Genomic DNA, 20,506 nt, shown 5'->3' with positions numbered 1-20,506 from the left:
TCGCGTTATCGGGGTTTTTTGCTTTACAGCGGCTTCAAGTCCGCATCGCGCAGACCGACCAGCAGAGCTTCCCCTGTGGGCGTGACGCGGAATTCGCCATAGCGTGCCGCGGCAAAGCGTACGCCTTCCGCTTCCTTGAAATACCAGGCATCGGTGACAAGCATCCAGCGCTGGCCGCGCCAGTGCAGGGCCATCGACGTCATCGCCGGGTCCGCACACGCGCCGTGGCCGATCTCCGCGTCCGCCAACACGCCGCGCGCATCGGTGCGCCCGCACAGACGGGCCTGCGCGTCCCGCTCGATGCGCGATGATTGCAGTGGCAGGAAGTTCAGCCGCATATAGTCGCCCTGCATGAGGGATCGTGGGTCGGCGGGCTGCAGCGCGATGAAGACCGGGCGTCCGGTGCGGATCAGTTCTTCCTTTTGCCAGATCCCCACATTGATGACAGCCAGAGTCGCCACCAGACTCAGTCCAAGGGCGACGCTGGCCTGCCATGCGGGCGCGGCCCGCTGCGCGGCGCCTGGCTGCCAGGCAAGCAGGCCGAGGGCCAGGGCTGCGGCGACCAGCCACCATGCCTTTTGCGCCAGGCTCCAGTCGAGCTGGTAGTAGCTAAGGCCGATGGCCGCCAGTGCACACACGCCGGAAAGGATCAACAGCGGCCAGTGCCGTTGACGTGCCGCCAGCGCCGCGATGATCAGCACGACACCCAAGGTCGTCTGCCACCACGCGAGCGCTGCGAGCACCATCGCCGCAGGCAGTAGGCGCCGCGACAGCAGGCTGGGCCACGCACGCGCCAGGGCGCCGTAGCCAACCATCGCCAACACGCTGGATAGTGCGCCCTGGCCAAGGTTGGGCGCCCGCTTGCCGACGCCAAAGACGATGGCGGCGATCAGCAGCGTGCCAAGCCAGCCGGCGAGCGGCCCGTCGACGCGCAGTTGTATGCGTGCCGGCAGTGTCCGCATGCGCCAGGCGAGTACAAGGGCCGCGCCCAGCAGCAGATGCAGTGCCAGCCACAAGCGCGCCTCATCGGCAATCGCCAAGGCGAATGCAGCGGCAGCCGCCCCAAGCAGCGCCCGCAACCAGGCTTGCTCGAGCACGGCGGCAAGGCTGAGACAAAGGCAGGCCAGCAGCAAGGCCGTCGCCGGCACGTCAAGCAAGGCGTTCAAGCCACCGGTCAAAGCTGCCATACCTGCCACCAGAATGGCAAAGCCCAGTTGTTCAAGAAAAATGCTGAGGCGCGTACCGCGCAGCAAGGCGAGGGCCACACCGAGAAGTATGATGCCGAGCACCAGCATGCCCGTCCGGCTGCCAAGGCTGGCAAGCAGGGCAGACAGCAGACCAATCATCGGCAGCGCGACCAGCCAGGCGCCGAGGGCAGACAGGGCTACCACCGGCAGAGGCCGGCGCGAGGGCAGCGTGGCGGCCACGTTGGAAGGGAGCAGGCCTTCCGCAATGGCGGCTTGGAGCCACGGACGCTCGCTCATCATGCACCCTCCGCCGCACGCACTTGCTTCATCACCCAACTGACACTCAGGCTCAGCAGGCCTGCACCTAGTGAGGTCAGCAGGAACATTGCACCGATGACCTCGCCGTGCGCCTGATTCAGGAGCAGGCGGCTCGCCAGACTCATCGCCAGTACATCGAGCGCGAACAGACAGGCGCAGACGATGAACAAATCGCGTCCGCGTGCCGCAGCAAGCCCGAGCATCAGCACGGCCGCCGCCAACACGAAGCGCGCTTCCGTATGCGGCTGCCAGGCCGCCACCGCGCCCGACAGACACACCACGAGGATGGCGAATGACGAGGCGCTGCGCCAGGCCCAGCGCCCGGCGCCAGTGTGGGCAGACAGCAGCGGCGACAGCCACAGCGCGAGCGCGCCATGCAGGCCCCAGGCTGCGAGGTCCAGACCGAGCAGGCTGGCGGCGCCGCCAAACGGGCTGCTGCCGTGTGCGGCCAGCCAGAGTTGAATGGCCAGCGCCGATAGCCCGCTCCAGGGCAGCCACAGCCAGTCGCTGCGCACATGCCAACACAGGGGCAGCGCCAGCACGGCCCACAGGGCGAACAGTTGCCAGGGATCGGCCCCGGTCTGATAGGTCTGCCCGAAGTAGGCCAGTTGCCCGCCGATCGCGGCCAGGGCCAGCACACCGAAGGCCGGGCGCGCCGGACCGCGCAGCAGGCAGCCGGTACAGCAGACGAGGAAGGCCGCCTGCAGCAGAGCAAAGCGGCCGAAGCGGCCGAGCAGGTCCCAGTTGGCGGCGATCCAGAAGATCAGCCCGAGCGCGCCGAGCACGCCGGCGCACAGGGCCAAGCCACGGCGCAGTTGCTGCGCAAGTGCTGGCGGTTCGTGGTTCAGCCCAGCTAGTGCGCGCAGGCGCTCAAGCGCGGGCGCGTCGAGCGCGTGGGCGGCAGCCAGGGACAGCAGGAAGGTGCGGTCGTGCATGTGGCCTCCTTGAAGTGATGGTGTACAGCATTGTCCATCACCTCAAGTTTGCCAATATTGACCGCAGGCAGTATCGAAAAGCGCGACCGCGGGGATCAGAAGTGGAAGGCGGCCTTGGCTTCGACGAAGTTGACGCCGCCGTTCGGATGCTTGATGCCGCCGTTCGAGAAGTGCTGGATCTTCATGGCCAGTTCCAGGCCATTGTCGAACACGTAACCGGCGCCGATGTGGTCGCCGAACTCGAATTTGGTCGACATCTGGCGGCCGAAGTTATCGTAGCGCTCGCCCAGATAGTGCAGGCCGACAGCGGCCTCGGCATACCAGCCCTTCTTGTTCTGGGCTTCGTAGCGGAACACCGGCGTGAAGCCGATATCGCCGAAGGACTGGGTGCGGCCCTTGACGTTCTGGTAGCGGTTGCCGCGCCAGTAGGCAGCGGTCACATCCCAGTAGCCGTTCCAGTGCATGCCGCCCGAGGCGGCCCAGTCCTGGTTCCAGTCGGACTGCACGCCGACGCGCAGCATCTGGGTGGCATTGCCGGTCGCGAATTCGACGGCGGCGCTGGTCGGTTTGAATTCCTGGGCGCCTGCGCAGGCGCTTGCCAGGGCGATGGCCAGCAGACCGGCCGATTTCCAAAGAGTTTTAAATGCAGACATAATGGCTTTCTCAGATTGCAGCGACGCCGTATTTAACCACACATCCCAGTTTGCCATGTCGACCACTATCGCTTTCCTCGGAATCGGCCTCATGGGTGCGCCCATGGCCGCCCGCCTGGCCCAGGCCGGCCATACCGTCCGCGCCTGGAACCGCAATCCGGCCAAGGCCGCCGCCGTGCCGGGCGTAGGCGCCTGTGCCACGCTGGCCGAGGCGGTGCAGGGGGCCGCGCTGGTGATCAGCATCCTGTCCGATGGCGCTGCCGTGGCCGAGGTCATGCCGGCCACCCTCCCTGATTGCCAGCCAGGCAGTCTGTGGGTGGACATGAGTTCGACGCGCCAGGATGAAGCCCTGGCCAGCGCCGCGCGCCTGCAGGCCGCCGGTCTGCGTTTCATCGATGCGCCGGTGTCGGGCGGTGTGGCCGGTGCCCAGGCCGGCACGCTGGCCATCATGGCCGGCGGCAGCGAGGCCGATGTGGCCGAGGCCGCGCCGGTGCTGGCGGTACTCGGACGGGTCACGCGCGTCGGCCCGGCCGGCAGCGGCCAGGTGGCCAAGCTGTGCAATCAGCTGATCGTCGGCGGCACCATCGGCATCGTGGCGGAAGCCATGCTGCTGGCCCAGGCCGCGGGCGCCGACCCGGCCGCCGTGCGCGCGGCCATCCGCGGCGGCTTTGCCGAGAGCCGGATTCTGGAGCTGCACGGCCAGCGCATGCTGGACCGGAACTTCGTCCCCGGCGGTCAGGTCAAAACCCAATTGAAGGATCAGAACAATGTGCTGGCCGCCGCGCGCGACGCCGGCCTCAGCCTGCCCATCAGCGCGATGATGGCGGAGCGCTACCGCGCGCTCGCGCAGCAGCACCCGACGGCCGACCATGCGGCCTTGCTATTGGAACTCGAAGCGCGTAACCCCGGCCGCCGCGTGGGGGCGGCGCCGGACAAGTTCGATTAAGCGGGCAGGGCCATTTCGACCAGCCGCACCCAGAAGCTGGCGCCGATCGGCAGCAGCTGGTCGTTGAAGTCATAGCTGGCATTGTGCAGCTGGCAGGGGCCGAGGCCGTGGCCCTCGGCACGGTGCGCCCCATCGCCATTGCCAATGAAAACATAGGCGCCCGGCTTGGCCTGCAGGAAGTAGGCAAAGTCCTCGGCGCCCATGGTCGCTTCGGTGCTGGTGTCCACATTGTCGTGGCCGACCACGGCGCGCATGGCCTCGGCCGCAAAGGCCGTTTCCTGCTCGTGATTGATCAGCGGCGGGTAGTTGCGGCGGAAGCTGAAATCGACATGCGCGCCGAACGCGGCCGCCGTGTGCGCCGCCATCTCGCCCATGCGCCGCTCGATCAGATCGAGCGCGCCGGTGGTGAAGGTGCGCACGGTGCCGACCATGTGGGCTTCGTCCGGCACCACATTGGTGGTCGTGCCCGCGTGGATCTGGGTGATCGACAGCACGGCCGTGTCGAGCGGATTTTTTTCGCGCGTGATGATGGTCTGCCAGGTCTGGGCGATCTGCACGGCCACCATTACCGGGTCGATGCCACGGTGCGGCTGGGCCGCATGCGAGCCCTTGCCCTTGATCACGCAGTGGAATTCATTACTCGAGGCCATCATCGGTCCCGGGCGTACGCCGAAGGACCCGACCGGCAGGCCCGGCCAGTTGTGCATGCCGTAAATCGCATCCATTGGGCACTGTTCGAACAGGCCATCCTCGATCATGCGCTTGGCGCCGCCACCGCCTTCTTCGGCCGGCTGGAACACCAGGTAGACGGTGCCATTGAACTGGCGCCGCGTGGCCAGATGCTTGGCCGCCGCCAGCAGCATCGCCGTGTGGCCGTCGTGGCCGCAGGCGTGCATCTTGCCCGCGTGGCGCGAGGCGTGCGCAAAACTGTTCACCTCCTGCATGGGCAGCGCGTCCATGTCGGCGCGCAGGCCGATGGCGCGTGCGCTGTCGCCCTGGCGGATGACGCCGACCACGCCCGTGATGCCCAGACCGCGGATGACGGGAATGCCCCACTCGCTCAGTTTGGCGGCCACGAGGTCCGAGGTGCGCTGTTCTTCGTAGCACAGCTCGGGATGGGCGTGGATGTCGCGCCGCAGCTGCTGTATCTCCGATTGGAACGCAATGATCTCGTCGACAAGTTTCATCTGGCTCTCCTTGTTATCTGAGTATTGTAGTCGCTGGCGCCTGCGTTTGCTGCGTTTCGTATACAGTATGGGTTTCTGTACCAGCATTTCTTTCTGCCATGACGACCACCATTGTCCGGGCTGCATGTCCACACGACTGCCCCGATACCTGCGCCCTGCTCGTGACTGTCGAAGACGGGGTGGCCAGGGAGGTGAAAGGCGACCCCGAGCACCCCACCACCAAAGGCGTGCTGTGCACCAAGGTCGCCCGCTACACGGAGCGCACCTACCACCGTGACCGCCTGCAATTTCCGCTGCGCCGCGTCGGCAAGAAGGGCGAGGGCAAGTTCGAGCGCATCAGCTGGGACGAAGCGATCTCGACCATCGCCGCCCGCCTGACAGCCATCGCCGCCGTCGATCCCCAGGCGATTCTGCCCTACAGCTATGCCGGCACCATGGGCCTGGTGCAGGGCGAGTCGATGGCCGCGCGCTTTTTCCACAAGCTGGGCGCCAGCCTGCTCGACCGCACGATCTGCGCCACCGCCGGCGCCACCGGCTACCGCTACACGATCGGCGCCAGCATCGGCACCGACATCGAGCAGTTCGATAACAGCAAGCTGATCCTGATCTGGGGCGGCAATCCGATTGCCAGCAATCTGCATTTCTGGATGCGCGCGCAGGAAGCCAAGCGCCGTGGCGCGCGTCTGATCGCGATCGATCCCTACCGCTCGCTGACGGCCGAGAAATGCCACCAGCACATCGCCGTGCTGCCCGGCACCGACGCCGCCCTGGCGCTCGGCATGATGCATGTGCTGATCGCCGAGGACCTGCTCGACCACGACTACATCGCCGCCCACACGCTCGGCTTTGCGCAGCTGAAGGCGCGCGCGGCCGAGTGGACGCCCGAGCGCACGGCCGCCACCTGCGGCATCAGCGTCGAGGAAGTGCTGGGGCTGGCGCGCGAATACGGCCAGACGGCGCGCCGCGGCGAGGCCGTGGCCATCCGCGTCAACTATGGCGTGCAGCGCGTGCATGGCGGCGGCAATGCGGTGCGCGCCATCGCCTGTCTGCCGGCCCTGGTCGGCGCCTGGCGCCATGCGGCCGGCGGCATCCAGTTGTCGGCCTCGGGCGGCTTCGCCAAGAACGAGGCGGCCCTGCAGCGCGCCGACCTGCTGCCGAACAGCCCGCGCACGATCAACATGAGCACGATCGGCGACGATCTGCTGCGTCCGGCCTCGCCCGACTTCGGCCCGCAGATTCAGGCGCTGATCGTGTACAACGCGAATCCGGTGGCGGTGGCGCCCGAGTCGCCCAAGGTGGCCCAGGGCTTCGCGCGCGAGGACCTGTTCACGGTTGTCCTTGAACACTTCCAGACCGATACGGCCGACTATGCCGACATCGTGCTGCCGGCCACCACCCAGCTCGAGCATGTCGACGTGCACAGCGCCTACGGCCACAACTACATGCTGGCCAATAACGCGGCGATCGCCCCGCTCGGCGAGGCCAAGCCGAATACCGAAGTGTTCCGCCTGCTGGCCGCAGCCATGGGCTTCGACGATCCCTGCTTCCGCGAAACGGACGATCAGATCGCGGCCCAGGCCTTCCGCAAGGACCACGAACGCACCATCCACTTCGATTGGGACGCGCTCAAGCGCAAGGGCTGGCAGAAGCTGGCGATGCCGGCCGCCCCCTTCGCCGAAGGCAATTTCCCCACGCCCTCGGGCAAGTGCGAGTTCTATTCGGCGCGCATGCTCGAAGCCGGCCTCGACCCGCTGCCAACCCATGTGCCGAATTACGAATCGGTGGCCAGCAACCCGGCCCTGGCCGCGAAGTATCCGCTGGCGATGATTTCTCCGCCGCAGAGGAACTTTCTTAACTCGACCTTTGTCAATGTAGAGAGCCTGCGCGCGACCGAAGGGGAGCCGCACCTCGATATCCATCCGCACGACGCCGCCGCGCGTGGCGTGGCCGATGGCGAGATGGTGCGTATCTTCAACGACCGCGGGGCTTTCGTGGCGCGTGCGCGCGTGACGGACAAGGCGCGGCCTGGCCTCGTGGTGGGTTTGTCGGTGTGGTGGAAGAAGCTCGCCAGCGACGGCAAGAATGCCAACGAAGTGACCAGCCAGCGCCTGACCGACATGGGGCGCGCACCGACCTTTTACGATACCCTGGTCCAGGTGGAGAAAGTCTGAAACCCTTCCGTATTGTCGCCGTCGGGCTGCTGGTCGGCAGCCTGTCGGCCTGCAGCACCCTGCAGTATTACGCCCAGGCCGCGCAAGGCCAGATGGCCCTGCTGGCCGAGGCGCGCCCCATCGATGACTGGCTGGCCGATAGCAAGACCGATCCCCAGCTCAAACACAAGCTCGCCCAGGCGCGCCGCATCCGCGACTTCGCGGTGCAGGTGCTGGCCCTGCCCGACAATGCCAGCTACCGCCGCTATGCCGCGCTGCCGCGCCGCTTCGTCGTCTGGAATGTGGTGGCCGCGCCCGAACTCTCGCTGCAGCCTTTGCAGTGGTGCTTTCCCGTCGCGGGCTGTGTCAGCTATCGCGGCTACTACAGCAAGGAGGCGGCCGACGCCTATGCGCAGGAGCTGCGCGCCGAAGGCTTCGACGTGCAGGTCGGCGGCGTCAGCGCCTACTCGACGCTCGGCTGGTTCAATGATCCGCTGCTGTCGACTTTCATCGACTACCCGGAGGCCGAACTGGCGCGCCTGGTGTTCCACGAGCTCGCGCATCAGGTCGCCTACGCGCCCGGCGATCCGCAGTTCAACGAAGGCTTCGCCACCGCCGTCGAAGAAGTCGGCGTGCAGCGCTGGCTCGACCTGCACGGCACGCCCGAACTGCGCGCAGCCTATGCGCGTCACGATGCCCGCCGCCACGACTGGAACGCGCTGCTGCTCGACAGCCGGCGCGCGCTGGCCGCCTTGTATGCCGCGCCGGGCAGCGATGCCGACAAGCGCGCCGGCAAGGCGCGCCTGTTCGCCCAGCTGCAGCAGAACTACCAGGCCCTCAAGCAGCGCTGGGGCGGCTATGCCGGCTACGACCGCTGGTTCGCCGAGCCGCTCAGCAATGCCCATCTGGCGGCCGTCGCCACCTATGCCGATCTGGTGCCGGCCCTGCGCGCGCTGCTGGCGCGCAGCCCGAATCTGGCGGCCTTTTATCGCACTGCACAGGAGCTGGCCACGCGCGACAAAGACGCCCGCCACGCCTACCTGAACAGCCTGCTCGCAAGGGCGCCGGATGCTGCGACGCAGCATGTCGTTTCCCCGTAGAAGGCATCCTCCAATCGCGCCAAAATCCCTTGCATCCCTCGACTCTGCCCGATAGCATCATGTGACAAACTGAGCACTTTTATGCTCTGTCGACAACACATAACAACGAGATCAGAGGCAGACGATGGAGAAAATTTGGCTGAAGTCCTACCCCGAAGGCGTTCCTGCGGACATCAATCCTGACCAGTACCGTTCGCTGGTCCAGTTGATGGAAGAGTCGTTCCAGAAATACGCGCAGCGCAATGCCTACGTGTGCATGGACAAGTTCATGCGCTACGCCGAGCTCGACCAGTACTCGCGTCAGCTCGCCGCCTGGCTGCAGAGCCGCGGCCTGGCCAAGGGCGCGCGCGTGGCCGTGATGATGCCGAATGTGCTCCAGTATCCGATCTGCATCGCCGCGATTCTGCGCGCCGGCTACACGGTGGTGAATGTCAACCCGCTGTACACGCCGCGCGAACTCGAACACCAGCTCAATGACTCCGGTTCCGAAGCCATCATCGTGCTCGAGAACTTTGCCAGCACACTCGAACACTGCATCGCGCGCACCCCGGTCAAGCATGTGGTCGTCGCCAATATGGGCGAGATGCTCGGCGGCCTGAAAGGCATGATCGTCAACTACGTCGTGCGCAAGGTGAAGAAGCTGGTGCCGGCCTGGTCGCTGCCGGGCGCCTTCAAATTCAAGGACGTGCTGGCCGAGGGCGCGCGTCTGCCCTTCAAGGCGCCCGATATTGGCCAGAGCGATGTGGCCTTCCTCCAATACACGGGCGGCACCACCGGGGTCTCCAAGGGAGCCACTCTGCTGCACCGCAACGTGATCGCCAATGTGCTGCAGACCGAGGCCTGGTCCAAGCCGGCCTTCAAGGACATGGCGGCCGACGAGCAGCTGACCATCGTCTGCGCGCTGCCGCTGTACCACATCTTCGCCCTGACGGCCTGCGCCATGTGGGGCACGCGCGTGGGCGCGATGAGCCTGCTGATTCCGAATCCGCGCGACATCCCGGGCTTCATCAAGGAACTGAAGAAGTACAAGGTCAATATGTTCCCGGCCGTGAACACCCTGTACAACGCCCTGCTCAACCATCCGGACTTCGCCAGTGTCGACTTCTCGGGCCTGAAGATTTCCAACGGCGGCGGCATGGCCGTGCAGCAGGCCGTCAATGACAAATGGCATGCGCTGACCAAGACCCACATCATCGAGGGCTATGGCCTGTCCGAAACGGCGCCCGTGGCGACCTGCAACCGCGCCGACCTGACCGCCTTCTCGGGCACGATCGGCCTGCCGATTCCGAACACCGACATCGCCATCCTCGACGACGATGGCCAGCCGCTGCCGATCGGGCAGGCCGGCGAGATCGCGATCCGCGGCCCGCAGGTGATGGCCGGCTACTGGAACCGTCCGGACGAGACCGCCAAGGTGATGACGCCGGACGGCTTCTTCAAATCGGGCGACGTCGGCGTGATGGATGCCGACGGCTATGTGAAGATCGTCGACCGCAAGAAGGACATGATCCTGGTCTCGGGCTTCAATGTCTATCCGAATGAAATCGAAGGCGTGGTGGCCAGCCACCCGGGCGTACTCGAGTGCGCCTGCATCGGCGTGCCCGACGAGTACTCGGGCGAGGCCGTCAAACTGTTCGTCGTGAAGAAGGATCCGACCCTGTCGGCCGAACAGCTGATGGACTTCTGCAAAGAAAACCTGACCGGCTACAAGAAGCCGAAATACATCGAATTCCGAACTGAACTGCCGAAAACCAATGTCGGCAAAATCCTGCGCCGAATGCTGCGCGACGAAAAGAAAGCTGCCTAATCCATGGACCGTTTCTGGCTCAAGTCTTACCAGGAGGGCGTGCCCTCCGACATCGACCCGACCCAATACCGCTCGCTGACCCACCTGCTCGAGGAGGCGTTCAAGAAGTACGCCGAGCGCAATGCCTATGTGTGCATGGACAAGTTCCTCACCTACGGCGAGCTGGATAAACTGTCGGCGCGGATGGCGGCCTGGTTCCAGGCGAAGGGCTTGAAGCAGGGCGCGCGCATCGCCATCATGATGCCGAACGTGCTCCAGTATCCGGTGGCCATGGCGGCCGTGCTGCGCGGCGGCTATACGATCGTCAACGTCAATCCCCTTTACACGGCGCGCGAGCTCCAGCACCAGCTGGTCGACTCCGGCGCCGAGGCCATCGTGGTGCTGGAAAACTTTGCCACCACGGTCGAGCAGGTGATCGACAAGACCGAAGTCAAGCACGTGATCGTGGCGTCGATGGGCGACATGCTCGGTCTCAAGGGCCTGCTCGTCAATTTCGTCGTGCGCAAGGTGAAGAAGATGGTGCCGGCCTGGTCGCTGCCGGGCGCCGTGTCCTTCAACAGCGTGCTGGCCGAAGGGGCGCGCTATCCGTTCAATCCGGTCAAGCTCGGCCATGACGACATCGCCTTCCTCCAGTACACGGGCGGCACCACGGGCGTGTCCAAGGGCGCCGTGCTGCTGCACCGGAACGTGATCGCGAATGTGCTGCAGAACGAGGCCTGGCTGCTGCCGGCCCTGGGCGAAACCATGCAGCACGAACAGCTGGTGTTCGTTTGCGCGCTGCCGCTCTACCACATCTATGCGCTGACGATCTGCGCGCTGATGGCGACGCGCCTGGGCGGCATGAATCTGCTGATTCCGAATCCGCGCGATATCCCCGGCTTCATCAAGGAGCTGGCCAAATACCGCGTCAGCGTGCTGCCGGCCGTGAACACCCTGTACAACGGCCTGCTCAATAACGCCGAGTTCGCCAAGCTCGACTTCTCCAGCTACAAGGTCTGCAATGGCGGCGGCATGGCCGTCCAGCAGTCGGTGGCCGACCGCTGGCTCGAGCTGACCGGCTGTCCGATCGTCGAAGGCTATGGCATGAGCGAGACCTCGCCGGTGGCCACGGCCAACCGCCTCGACATCAGCGAATTCACCGGCACCATCGGCCTGCCGCTGCCCTCGACCGAGATCGCCATTCTCGACGACGACGGCCAGCCGGTGCCGCCCGGCCACCCGGGCGAGATCGCCATCCGCGGCCCGCAGGTGATGCGCGGCTACTGGAAGCGCGAGGCCGACAACCCCAGCGTCTTCACGCCGGACGGCTTCTTCAAGTCGGGCGACGTCGGCATCATGGACACGCGCGGCTACACCCGGATTGTCGACCGCAAGAAGGACATGATCCTCGTCTCCGGCTTTAACGTGTATCCTAACGAAATTGAAGGCGTCGTCGCCGCCCACCCGGGTGTGCTAGAGTGTGCCTGCATTGGGGTGCCGGACAAGCATTCCGGAGAAGCCGTCAAGCTGTTCGTCGTGAAGAAGGACCCGTCCCTCACGGCCGAAGCGCTGCTCGACTTCTGCAAGGAAGAGCTGACGGCTTACAAAAAACCGAAGTACATCGAATTCCGTTCGGAACTGCCGAAAACCAATGTCGGCAAGATCCTGCGGAGGGAATTGCGCGACGAAAAAAAATAGGTCGCGCCCAACAGTGAGGCCGGCCGATGGCATACGTTTCCGACAACGACGAGGAATTTTCAGTCTACGACGAAGACGTCATCGCCATGAATTTGCTGAATCTGGCCAAGCGCGCCACGCCGCTCAACGCCACCTTCAACGGCGGCAGCGACGTGCTGGTGACGGTGGTGCTCGACGTGGACCGCCGCGCCGGCCAGATGTACCTCGACATCAACGCGAATGACATGTTCAACCAGCAGCTGCTGGCGAGCCGGCGCGTGATGTACCACGCCCTGCACGACGGCGTGAAGCTGCTGTGGCATGGCAATAGCGTCGTCATGGACGACTACGAAGGCCAGCGCGCCTTCCGCATCCCGCTGCCCGACCGCCTGCAGCGCATCCAGCGTCGCGGCGCCTACCGGGTCAAGACCCCGATCACCAATCCGGTGCTGTGCAAGATCCAGATCGACGCCACCCGCGAGGTGACGATGCCGCTGTTCGACATCTGCGTCGAGGGCGTTGGCGTGGTGGTGCCGCAGCCGGTCGATCCGGCCATCCAGAAAATGGTGCTGTTCAAGAACTGCAAGCTCTCGCACGAAGAGCTGGGCGAGGTCGAGGTGACGGTGCTGGTCAAGGCCCTGTGGGAAGTGACGCGCCACAACGGCACCAAGGTCCAGCATGCGGGCCTGGAATTCGTGAATATCCCGCTGCAGCGCCAGACCCAGATCCAGCGTTTCGTGCACAAGCTCGAGCGCCAGATGATCGCCACCATGAAGCCGACCTGAGCCGGCGATCCCCTTACTTGACCGGCACGCTGGTCAGCTGGGCCGACACGGCCAGCCATTTCCCGTCTTCCTTGCTGTAGGTATCCGTGTAGCGGCTGGCCGAGCGCCGCCCGTCCTGCCAGGTGACGACGTTGACGGCATTGACCACGGCCGTGGTCCCGCCGTACACGGTGATCTGCAGGTCCTCGAGCTGGTGGGCTTTGACGGCCGCGCTCTGGTCCGGATAGGCGAGGAAGGCCGCCTTGTCGAGTTTGCTGCCATCGGGCGCCGTGCACACATACTGCTCGGCCAGGTGCTGGCGGAACCAGTCGAGATCGTGGCGGCGCCAGGCGCGCAGATAGGCCTCATTGAGGGCGCGCACGGCTTCCACCTCGGGCCCGCTGGTGACGGCGCCGCGCTCGGGGAGGGCAAGCGAGGCCTGGCCGAAAAAGTACTGCCAGCCCTGGGGCGTGCGCACATAGGTGTCGCTGTACCAGAGCGTGCGGTCGAAGGCGCTGCCGTTCTGGTAGCTGCCCTGCAGCCACAGCTTGGCCGTGACCACGGCGGTGTCGCCCAGCACGCGCACCTGGCGGCTGTTGTCGACCACTTCCTGATGGCTGAAGCGCAGCTCGCCCTTGCGGGTAGACGCGAGCAGGGCCGCCTTGTCGTAGGCGGTGCCGCGCCCGTTGACCAGGGTGAAGCGGTCATGGACGATGGCCGCCATGGCGTCGGCGTCGCCGCGCAGGACCGCGGCCTGATAGGCGATATCGAGGGCGGCGACGGTCTTGGCGTCGTCCTCGGGCGTGGCGCTGGCGCTGGCGGCCAGCAGGCAAAGGCAGAACAGGGCAGGGCGCATGGCAAAGTCCTCGGGTCGAAATGGCGCCATGGTATACAATGGGTGGTTCCATCGATAGCGCCAATTCGCGCAAAAATAAGGAACCACCATGCTGGAGGAACTGCTCGCCGCCAGGCTTGACCGCGGCGCCCCCGAGACCCTGGCCCACCAACTGTATGGCGCGATCCGCGCCGGCATTCTGGATGCCAGCCTGCGCCCGGGCCAGCGCCTGCCGTCCTCGCGCCAGCTGGCGCTGGAGGTCGGGCTCGGACGCAATACGGTGATCGAGGCCTATGCGCGCCTGACCGATGAAGGCTATCTGGTCAGCCGGGTCGGGGCCGGCTCCTTCGTGGCCGCCACCCTGCCCGAGCAGCTGCTGCAGGCGGCGCCGGCGCCGCGCGCGCGCCGCCGCAGCGCCAGTCCCGGCCTGTCGCGCCGCGCCCAGGCCATTCTCGACGAAGTGGCGATCGAAGAAGGCGGCGCCTTCGCGCCCTGCGTGCCGGATGTGACGGCCTTTCCCTTCGCCCTCTGGCAGCGCCTGATCGCGCGCGCCTGGCGCCAGCTGCGCGCGGGCGATCTGCGCTACGCCGGGCCGGGCGGCCTGCCCAAGCTGCGCGCCGCGATCGCCGCCCACGTGCAGCTGGCGCGCCAGGTGCGCTGCACGCCCGAGCAGGTGGTGATCGTCAACGGCGCCCAGCATGGCCTGGACCTGTGCGCGCGCCTGCTGGCCGATGGCGGCGAGCGCGTGTGGATGGAGGACCCCGGCTATCCGGGCGTGCGGCGCGTGTTTTATGCCTCCGAGCTGCAGGTGCAGCCGATCCGGCTCGACAGCGAAGGCATGGCCCCGCGCGCGGCCGACTGGGAAACGCCGCCGCGCCTGATCTACATCACCCCCTCGCACCAGTTTCCGACCGGGGTCGTGATGAGCCTGCGCCGCCGCCGCGCCCTGCTGGAGGCGGCGGCGCGCCACGACTGCTGGATCATCGAGGACGACTACGACGGCGAATTCCGCTTCAGCGGCCGGCCGCTCGCTTCGCTGCAGGGCATCGACGCCGGCCAGCGCGTGATCTACGTCGGCACCTTCAGCAAAAGCCTGTTCCCCGGCCTGCGCCTGGCCTATCTGGTGCTGCCCGAACCGGTGGCCGAACGCTTTGCGCGCGCGGCCGCCCAACTCGGCTTCGAGGGGCGCCAGGTCACCCAGCATGCGCTGGCCGACTTCATCAGCGAAGGGCATTTCGCCGCCCATATCCGGCGCATGCGCCTCGTGTATCAGCAGCGCCGCGACCTGCTGCAGCAGGTGTGGGAAAAGGAGCTTGGCACGCTGGCGCCGCTGTCCGGCGGCGACACCGGCATGCACCTGATTGCGGCCTTGCCGGCCGGGCTGGACGAACAGGTGGCCGTGCGCGCCCGCGCCGCCGGTCTGGTGGCGCAGCCGCTGGCCAGCCTGTATCTGGGGCGCGCGCGCCAGGGCGGGATTGTGCTCGGCTACGGCGCCGTGCACGAGAACGACATCGCGCGCCACGCGCGGGCGCTGGCGCGCATCGTCAAGGCCGTGCTCAAGTCCGGATGATCGCGGGGCGCCCGTCCTGCACCTGGAAGCTGGCCAGGGTGCGCTGGGCGCTGTCGGCCTTGTGCACGTCGTCCAGGCCGAGGAACAGGGTGTCCACGGCCTGCGGGCGCACCGTCAGCAGCATGTAGCCGCGCCGGTCGCTGCGCCCGTATTTCAGGTGCGGGTTCATGTCCACATACTGCTGGGTGCGCGCCTGCGGGCGCGAGCTCGAGGTGATCGAGGTGCCGACGAATTCCGTCGCCACCACCGGATTGTCGGCGCCCGCGGGGCGGAAGAAATCGGGCCGCAGCTCGGTCGCGTAGAAGGTGTGCACATCGCCCGACAGCACCAGCGGATTGCTGGCGCGGCTGCGCGCCACCGTCTCCAGCAGGCGCTTGCGCGCGACCGGATAACCGTCCCAGCCATCGGTCCAGAAGCGGCCCTCGCCGTCCTTGGCGGGCAGCTGGTTGGACTGCGCCATCAGGGTCTGCTGGGTGATGATGTTCCAGCGCGCGCGCGAGCTGGCCAGGCTGGCCGCGAACCAGTCTTCCTGCACATTCCCGAGCATGGTGCGGGCCGGATCGAGAAAGGCCGGGCAGGCCTTGAGCGTGGCCGAATTCGAGCCGCCATGGCCGGGCTTCGGACAGACCTGCCAGGAGCGGTACTGGCGGTCGTCCAGGATATGGAAGCGCGCCAGCTGGCCCCAGTCGATGCTGCGCTCGATGCGGGTGTGGGCAAAGTTGTGATTGGCCGGCAGCTGCAGGCGGATCGGCATGTGCTCGTAGAAGGCCTGGTAGGCAGCCGCGCGGCGCGCCAGGAAGTCCGGGTCGAGCACATAGTCGCGGTCATTCGCGTAATCGTTGACGACTTCGTGGTCGTCCCAGGTGACGATCCACGGCGCCACATGGTGCGCGCCCTGCAGCAGCGGGTCGCTCTTGTACTGGGCGTAGCGGGCGCGGTATTCGGCCAGCGTGGTGCTTTCCTCGCCGTCCTCCTTGCTGGCCGCGTGCGATAGCCGGTACGGGCCCCACTCGTAGATGTAGTCGCCGACGAAGGCCACCAGATCGGGCGCCGCTTCGGCCAGATAGCGGTGCGCCGTGTAGTAGCCGAATTCCCAGTGCTGACACGAGGCCACGGCCAGCTTCATGGCGGGGCTCAGCTGCTCGGGCGGCGGGGCCGTGCGCGTGCGCGCCACCGGGCTGACGGCGTCGCCCAGCATGAAGCGGTACCAGTACCAGCGGTCGGGCGCCAGGCCGCGCACGTCGACGTGCACGCTGTGCCCCATCTCGGGCAGTGCCGTGACGCTGCCCTTGGCCACCACGCGGCGGAAGTTCTGGTCGGCCGCCACTTCCCAGCGCAGCTGGTAGGCGATCGGCGCGGTGGCCTCGGCCCTGAGCGGGTCGTGTAGCACGCGCGTCCACAGGATCACGCCGTCCGGCAGCGGATCGCCCGAGGCTACGCCCAGGCTGAACGGATAGGGGCCATCGAGCGGACGCGCCAGCGCGCCCCCCACGCAGCCACTGGCCGCCAGGGCCGTCAGGCGGCCCGCTTCAATCAACCAGGCGCGCCGCTGCATGCTCAGGCCACGCTGTCGAGCGGGGGCAGGGCGCGCGGCTTGCGGTCGTCGCCGGTGGCGACATAGGTCAGCGTCGCCTCGGTCACCTTCACCACTTCGGTCTGCAGGCGGTTGCGTTCGGCGTAGACCTCGACATACACGGTGATCGAGGTATTGCCCACCTTGACGATATCGGCATAGAAGGACAGCAGATCGCCCACGAACACGGGCTGCTTGAACAGGAAGGAGTTCACCGCGATGGTGGCCACGCGCCCGTTGGCGCGGCGGGTGGCCGGCAGCGAACCGGCGATGTCCACCTGGGCCATGATCCAGCCGCCGAACACGTCGCCATAGACGTTGGCGTCGGAGGGCATCGGCAGCACGCGCAGAACCGGGTGCTTGTTGGCGGGGAGGGTGACGCAGGCTTCGGCAGAACTCATGATGCTTTCACAAAAACGACAGGGTGCAAGCATTGAATCACAAAACGCGCCCCTCTGCAGCCTGGCCGCGCCGTGCGACAATGGGAGCTTGCCCTGCCCGACGCGGAGACCACCGATGACCACCCCTGTTGACGCCAGCGCCATCCTCGAGCAGCTGCGCAGCGGCGCCCTCAGCCCCAGCGCCCTGATGGCGCAGCAGCTGGACCGCCTGCGCGCGGCCCAGGCGCGCCTGAACGCCTGCACCGCCATCTTCGACGAAGACGCCCTGCGCCAGGCGGCCGAGCCGCACAGCGGCCCGCTGGCCGGGCTGCCGGTGAGCGTCAAGGAGACCTTCGGCCTGGCCGGCGCCAGCATCACGGCCGGCTCGCTGCGCATGCAGCCGATCGCCTGCAGCGCCGACGCCGCCGTGGTGGCGCGCCTGCGCGCGGCCGGCGCCATCATCAGCGCGCGCAGCAATGTGCCCGAATTTGCGATGACTGGCGAAACCAGCAATCCGCGCTACGGCATCACCGCCAATCCGCTCGACCCGGCCCGCGTGGCCGGCGGCTCCACCGGCGGCGAAGGCGCCCTGGTCGGCAGCGGCGCCAGCCTGCTCGGCTTCGGCTCCGACATCCTCGGCTCGATCCGGATTCCGGCCGCCTTCTGCGGCGTGGTCGGCTTCAAGCCCAGCGCCCAGGCGGTCGACAAGAGCGGCACCTGGCCCGCCCTGCACGGCGAAACCGACAACTGGCTGGCCATCGGTCCGCTCGCGCGCAGCGTGCGCGATGCGCGCCTGGCCTACAACGTGATCGCGCGCGTGCCGGCGCCGGCGCCGCAGCCGCTGGCCGGCCTGCGCCTGCTGACGCCCCAGCATTTTCCGTATGCGGTCGACGCGCCCTGCATCCAGGACGCCCTCGACAGCGCCCAGGAAGCCCTGGCCAGCGCCGGCCTGCATCCGGAGGCCCCGCACTTCCCCGATGTGCCGCAGCTGTTCCTGAAGGCCGCCGACATGATCCTGTATGACAGCGAGGCGGCCTGGAAGGCCCAGTTGTCCGAGCGCGCGCCCTTCAGCGTCTGGGCCGAGGCCCTGCGCCAGCTGGCCGGCCGCCCCAGTATCGACAAAGGCCTGTTCACCTGGCTGCTGCACGGGGCCACGCTCGGCATGTTGACCAAGCCGCACAGCGCGCGCGCCGGCCAGGCCCTGGCCGCCACGCTGCGCCAAGCGCGCCAGCACTACCAGGCCCTGCTCGGCGCCGATGGCATCTTGGTGCTGCCCACGCTCGGCATGCTGGCCCCGCGCCACGGCGACATGAACCGCCAGACCCTGCGTCCGGGCTTGAATAAACGGATGACCGCACTCACCTTCTGCAATTACTGCGACCTGCCCGCCATCGCCATTCCCGCCCCGCGCCACCGCGACCCGGCCAGCGGCCTCATACCCAGCGTGATGCTGGCCTGCGCCCCCGGCGCCGAGGGCCATCTGCTGGACGCCGCCGCGCTGGTGGAAAGCGCGCTGGCCTGAACCTGATACCGACCGACACCCATGCGCCGACACGCCTCCTCCATGCCCCCCGCTCCCCAGATCGCGCGCCAGCGCAGCGACTGGGCCACGCTCCAGACCCTGCTGCCCTATCTGTGGGTGTACAAATGGCGCGTGCTGGCCGCCCTTGGCTGCCTGCTCGGCGCCAAGCTGGCCAATGTCGGCGTGCCGGTGGTGCTCAAGTCCCTGGTCGACCAGATGAGCCTCAAGCCGGGCGACAGCCTGGCCGTGCTGGTGCTGCCGGTCGGCGCCCTGCTCGCGTATGGCCTGCTGCGCGTGTCGACCACGGTGTTCACCGAGCTGCGCGAATTCCTGTTCGCGCGCGTCACCCAGCGCGCCGTGCGCACCATCGCGCTGCAGGTGTTCCGCCATCTGCACGCGCTGTCGCTGCGCTTTCATCTGAACCGCCAGACCGGCGGCATGACGCGCGATATCGAGCGCGGCACGCGCGGCGTCAATTCGCTGATCTCCTTCTCCCTGTTTAACATCGTGCCGACCCTGGTCGAGATCATGCTGGTGCTCGGCTACATGGTGATCCACTACGAGATCTGGTTCAGCGTGATCACCGGCGGCGCGCTGATCGGCTACATCGCCTTTACCGTCAAGGTGACCGACTGGCGCACCCACTTCCGGCGCACGATGAACGAGCTCGACTCCAAGGCCAATACCAAGGCGATCGACTCGCTGATCAACTACGAGACCGTCAAATACTTCGGCAACGAGGACTACGAGGCGCGCCGCTACGACGAGGGCCTGCAGAACTACGAGAACGCCGCCGTGCGCTCCCAGAGTTCGCTGTCGGTGCTGAACACCGGCCAGTCGCTGATCATCGCCGTCGCCGTCACCCTGATCCTGTGGCGCGCCGCGGTCGGCGTCACCCAGGGCACGATGACCCTGGGCGACCTGGTGCTGGTCAACGCCTTCATGCTGCAGCTCTACCAGCCGCTCAACTTCCTCGGCGTGATCTACCGCGAGATCAAGCAAAGCCTGGCCGACATGGAGCGCCTGTTCTCGCTGCTCGACCAGCACCGCGAAGTGGCCGACGCGCCCACGGCCCAGCCGCTGCAGGTGGGCGGCGCCGAGGTGCGCTTCCAGCATGTCGATTTCAGCTACGAGGCCAAGCGCCAGATCCTGTTCGACGTCGATTTCACGATCCCGGCCGGCACCACCACCGCCATCGTCGGCCACAGCGGCTCCGGCAAATCGACGCTGTCGCGCCTGCTCTACCGCTTCTATGACGTCAACAGCGGCGCCATCACGATCGACGGCCAGGACCTGCGCCAGGTGACCCAGGGCAGTCTGCGCCACGCGATCGGCATCGTGCCCCAGGACACCGTGCTGTTCAACGACACGATCGAATACAACATCGCCTACGGCCGACCGGGCGCCAGCCACGAGGAGATCGAAGTGGCTGCGCGCGCCGCCGCCATCCACGACTTCATCGTCAGCCTGCCGGATGGCTACCAGACCGTGGTGGGCGAACGCGGGCTCAAGCTATCGGGCGGCGAGAAGCAGCGCGTGGCGATTGCCCGCACGCTGCTGAAGAATCCCGCGATTCTGATTTTCGACGAGGCCACCTCCGCGCTCGACAGCAAGTCCGAGCAGGCCATCCAGGCCCAGCTGAAGGAGATCGCGCGCGAGCGCACCACGATGGTGATTGCGCACCGCCTGTCGACGATAGCGGACGCGCACCAGATCCTCGTGCTCGACCAGGGCCGGATCGTCGAGCGCGGCAGCCACGCCGCCCTGCTGGCCGCCGGCGGCCTGTACGCCCAGATGTGGGAGCGCCAGCAAGCCCGCGTCGAAGAAGCCGCCTAAATCCCAAACGGTGTCAGGTCCGGCAATCGGACATGCGGGAACTAAATCGCGCATAGCCTGTCGCTGACTTCCGAGTGACACGGTCCA

At 66.9% G+C, this 20,506-nt stretch carries 16 protein-coding genes; 9 read left to right on the top strand and 7 right to left on the bottom strand.

Translation table 11 applies throughout. The annotated features are described in order from the left end of the window. Positions 1-23: 23 nt before the first annotated feature. From LZ005_RS21330 to LZ005_RS21320, 3 genes are all read right to left on the bottom strand, one after another. Complete coding sequence (locus tag LZ005_RS21330) at positions 24-1,487, bottom strand: GDYXXLXY domain-containing protein (protein ID WP_237810801.1); 1,464 nt, start codon at positions 1,485-1,487, stop codon at positions 24-26. Further along, positions 1,484-2,440: a DUF2157 domain-containing protein gene (locus tag LZ005_RS21325; protein ID WP_237810798.1), complete on the bottom strand. Its 957-nt coding sequence runs from the start codon at positions 2,438-2,440 to the stop codon at positions 1,484-1,486. Before LZ005_RS21325 ends, LZ005_RS21330 begins: the two co-directional genes overlap by 4 nt. Positions 2,441-2,535: 95 nt before the next feature. Next, on the bottom strand, positions 2,536-3,093 hold the full coding sequence (locus LZ005_RS21320; protein ID WP_237810791.1) for an acyloxyacyl hydrolase: 558 nt from the start codon (positions 3,091-3,093) through the stop codon (positions 2,536-2,538). A gap of 55 nt (positions 3,094-3,148) precedes the next feature. Between LZ005_RS21320 and LZ005_RS21315 the strand changes: the two genes are divergently transcribed. After that, positions 3,149-4,039, top strand: a complete 891-nt coding sequence (locus tag LZ005_RS21315) for an NAD(P)-dependent oxidoreductase (RefSeq protein ID WP_237810783.1) — start codon at positions 3,149-3,151, stop codon at positions 4,037-4,039. On the opposite strand, the gene LZ005_RS21310 is transcribed toward LZ005_RS21315, so the two are convergent. After that, positions 4,036-5,226, bottom strand: coding sequence for a M20 aminoacylase family protein (locus LZ005_RS21310; protein WP_237810781.1), 1,191 nt, complete (start codon positions 5,224-5,226; stop codon positions 4,036-4,038). The two genes, LZ005_RS21315 and LZ005_RS21310, sit on opposite strands and share 4 nt — an antisense overlap. 98 nt (positions 5,227-5,324) lie before the next feature. Here LZ005_RS21310 and LZ005_RS21305 point away from each other — a divergent pair, with 98 nt between their 5' ends. The 5 genes from LZ005_RS21305 (at position 5,325) to LZ005_RS21285 (ending at position 12,724) form a co-directional block, all read left to right on the top strand. Further along, positions 5,325-7,397 carry a molybdopterin-dependent oxidoreductase gene (locus LZ005_RS21305; protein WP_237810779.1) on the top strand — a complete coding sequence of 691 codons (2,073 nt, stop codon included), beginning with the start codon at positions 5,325-5,327 and terminating at the stop codon, positions 7,395-7,397. After that, positions 7,394-8,476: an aminopeptidase gene (locus tag LZ005_RS21300; RefSeq protein WP_269106919.1), complete on the top strand. Its 1,083-nt coding sequence runs from the start codon at positions 7,394-7,396 to the stop codon at positions 8,474-8,476. The genes LZ005_RS21305 and LZ005_RS21300 overlap by 4 nt, the downstream gene beginning before the upstream one ends. 124 nt (positions 8,477-8,600) lie before the next feature. Further along, a complete protein-coding gene (locus tag LZ005_RS21295) occupies positions 8,601-10,283 on the top strand; it encodes a long-chain fatty acid--CoA ligase (protein WP_237810763.1) in 1,683 nt (560 codons plus the stop codon). Between the two features lie 3 nt (positions 10,284-10,286). Next, on the top strand, positions 10,287-11,960 hold the full coding sequence (locus LZ005_RS21290; protein ID WP_237810756.1) for a long-chain-fatty-acid--CoA ligase: 1,674 nt from the start codon (positions 10,287-10,289) through the stop codon (positions 11,958-11,960). 26 nt (positions 11,961-11,986) lie between these two features. Further along, entirely contained in the window at positions 11,987-12,724 is a 738-nt protein-coding gene (locus LZ005_RS21285) for a flagellar brake protein (protein WP_237810748.1), read from the top strand. Positions 12,725-12,737: 13 nt separating this feature from the next. Here LZ005_RS21285 and LZ005_RS21280 read toward each other — a convergent pair whose 3' ends face one another. Beyond that, positions 12,738-13,559 carry a nuclear transport factor 2 family protein gene (locus LZ005_RS21280; protein ID WP_237810728.1) on the bottom strand — a complete coding sequence of 274 codons (822 nt, stop codon included), beginning with the start codon at positions 13,557-13,559 and terminating at the stop codon, positions 12,738-12,740. An 88-nt stretch (positions 13,560-13,647) separates the two neighbouring features. Here LZ005_RS21280 and LZ005_RS21275 point away from each other — a divergent pair, with 88 nt between their 5' ends. Further along, positions 13,648-15,108 (top strand): PLP-dependent aminotransferase family protein, encoded by a 1,461-nt coding sequence (locus LZ005_RS21275; protein WP_237810714.1) that lies wholly within the window; start codon positions 13,648-13,650, stop codon positions 15,106-15,108. Here LZ005_RS21275 and LZ005_RS21270 read toward each other — a convergent pair. Together LZ005_RS21270 and LZ005_RS21265 are read right to left on the bottom strand one after the other, a co-directional pair. Next, positions 15,095-16,663, bottom strand: coding sequence for an alkaline phosphatase D family protein (locus LZ005_RS21270; RefSeq protein WP_307727829.1), 1,569 nt, complete (start codon positions 16,661-16,663; stop codon positions 15,095-15,097). The two genes, LZ005_RS21275 and LZ005_RS21270, sit on opposite strands and share 14 nt — an antisense overlap. 2 nt (positions 16,664-16,665) lie before the next feature. Further along, on the bottom strand, positions 16,666-17,082 hold the full coding sequence (locus tag LZ005_RS21265) for an acyl-CoA thioesterase (RefSeq protein WP_237810712.1): 417 nt from the start codon (positions 17,080-17,082) through the stop codon (positions 16,666-16,668). 115 nt (positions 17,083-17,197) lie between these two features. On the opposite strand from LZ005_RS21265, the gene LZ005_RS21260 reads away from it, so the two are divergent. Continuing rightward, positions 17,198-18,583, top strand: a complete 1,386-nt coding sequence (locus LZ005_RS21260; RefSeq protein WP_237810710.1) for an amidase — start codon at positions 17,198-17,200, stop codon at positions 18,581-18,583. 42 nt (positions 18,584-18,625) lie between these two features. Further along, the gene (locus LZ005_RS21255) at positions 18,626-20,419 is read left to right on the top strand and encodes an ABC transporter ATP-binding protein/permease (RefSeq protein WP_237810708.1); all 1,794 of its coding nucleotides are present in this window, start codon (positions 18,626-18,628) and stop codon (positions 20,417-20,419) included. Positions 20,420-20,506: the final 87 nt, after the last annotated feature.

This window comes from Massilia sp. TS11, assembly GCF_022012445.1.
Classification (GTDB): Bacteria; Pseudomonadota; Gammaproteobacteria; order Burkholderiales; family Burkholderiaceae_D; genus Telluria.
The sequence above is the reverse complement of the archived record's forward strand: the minus strand, read 5'-3'. Positions and strand labels throughout refer to the sequence as shown.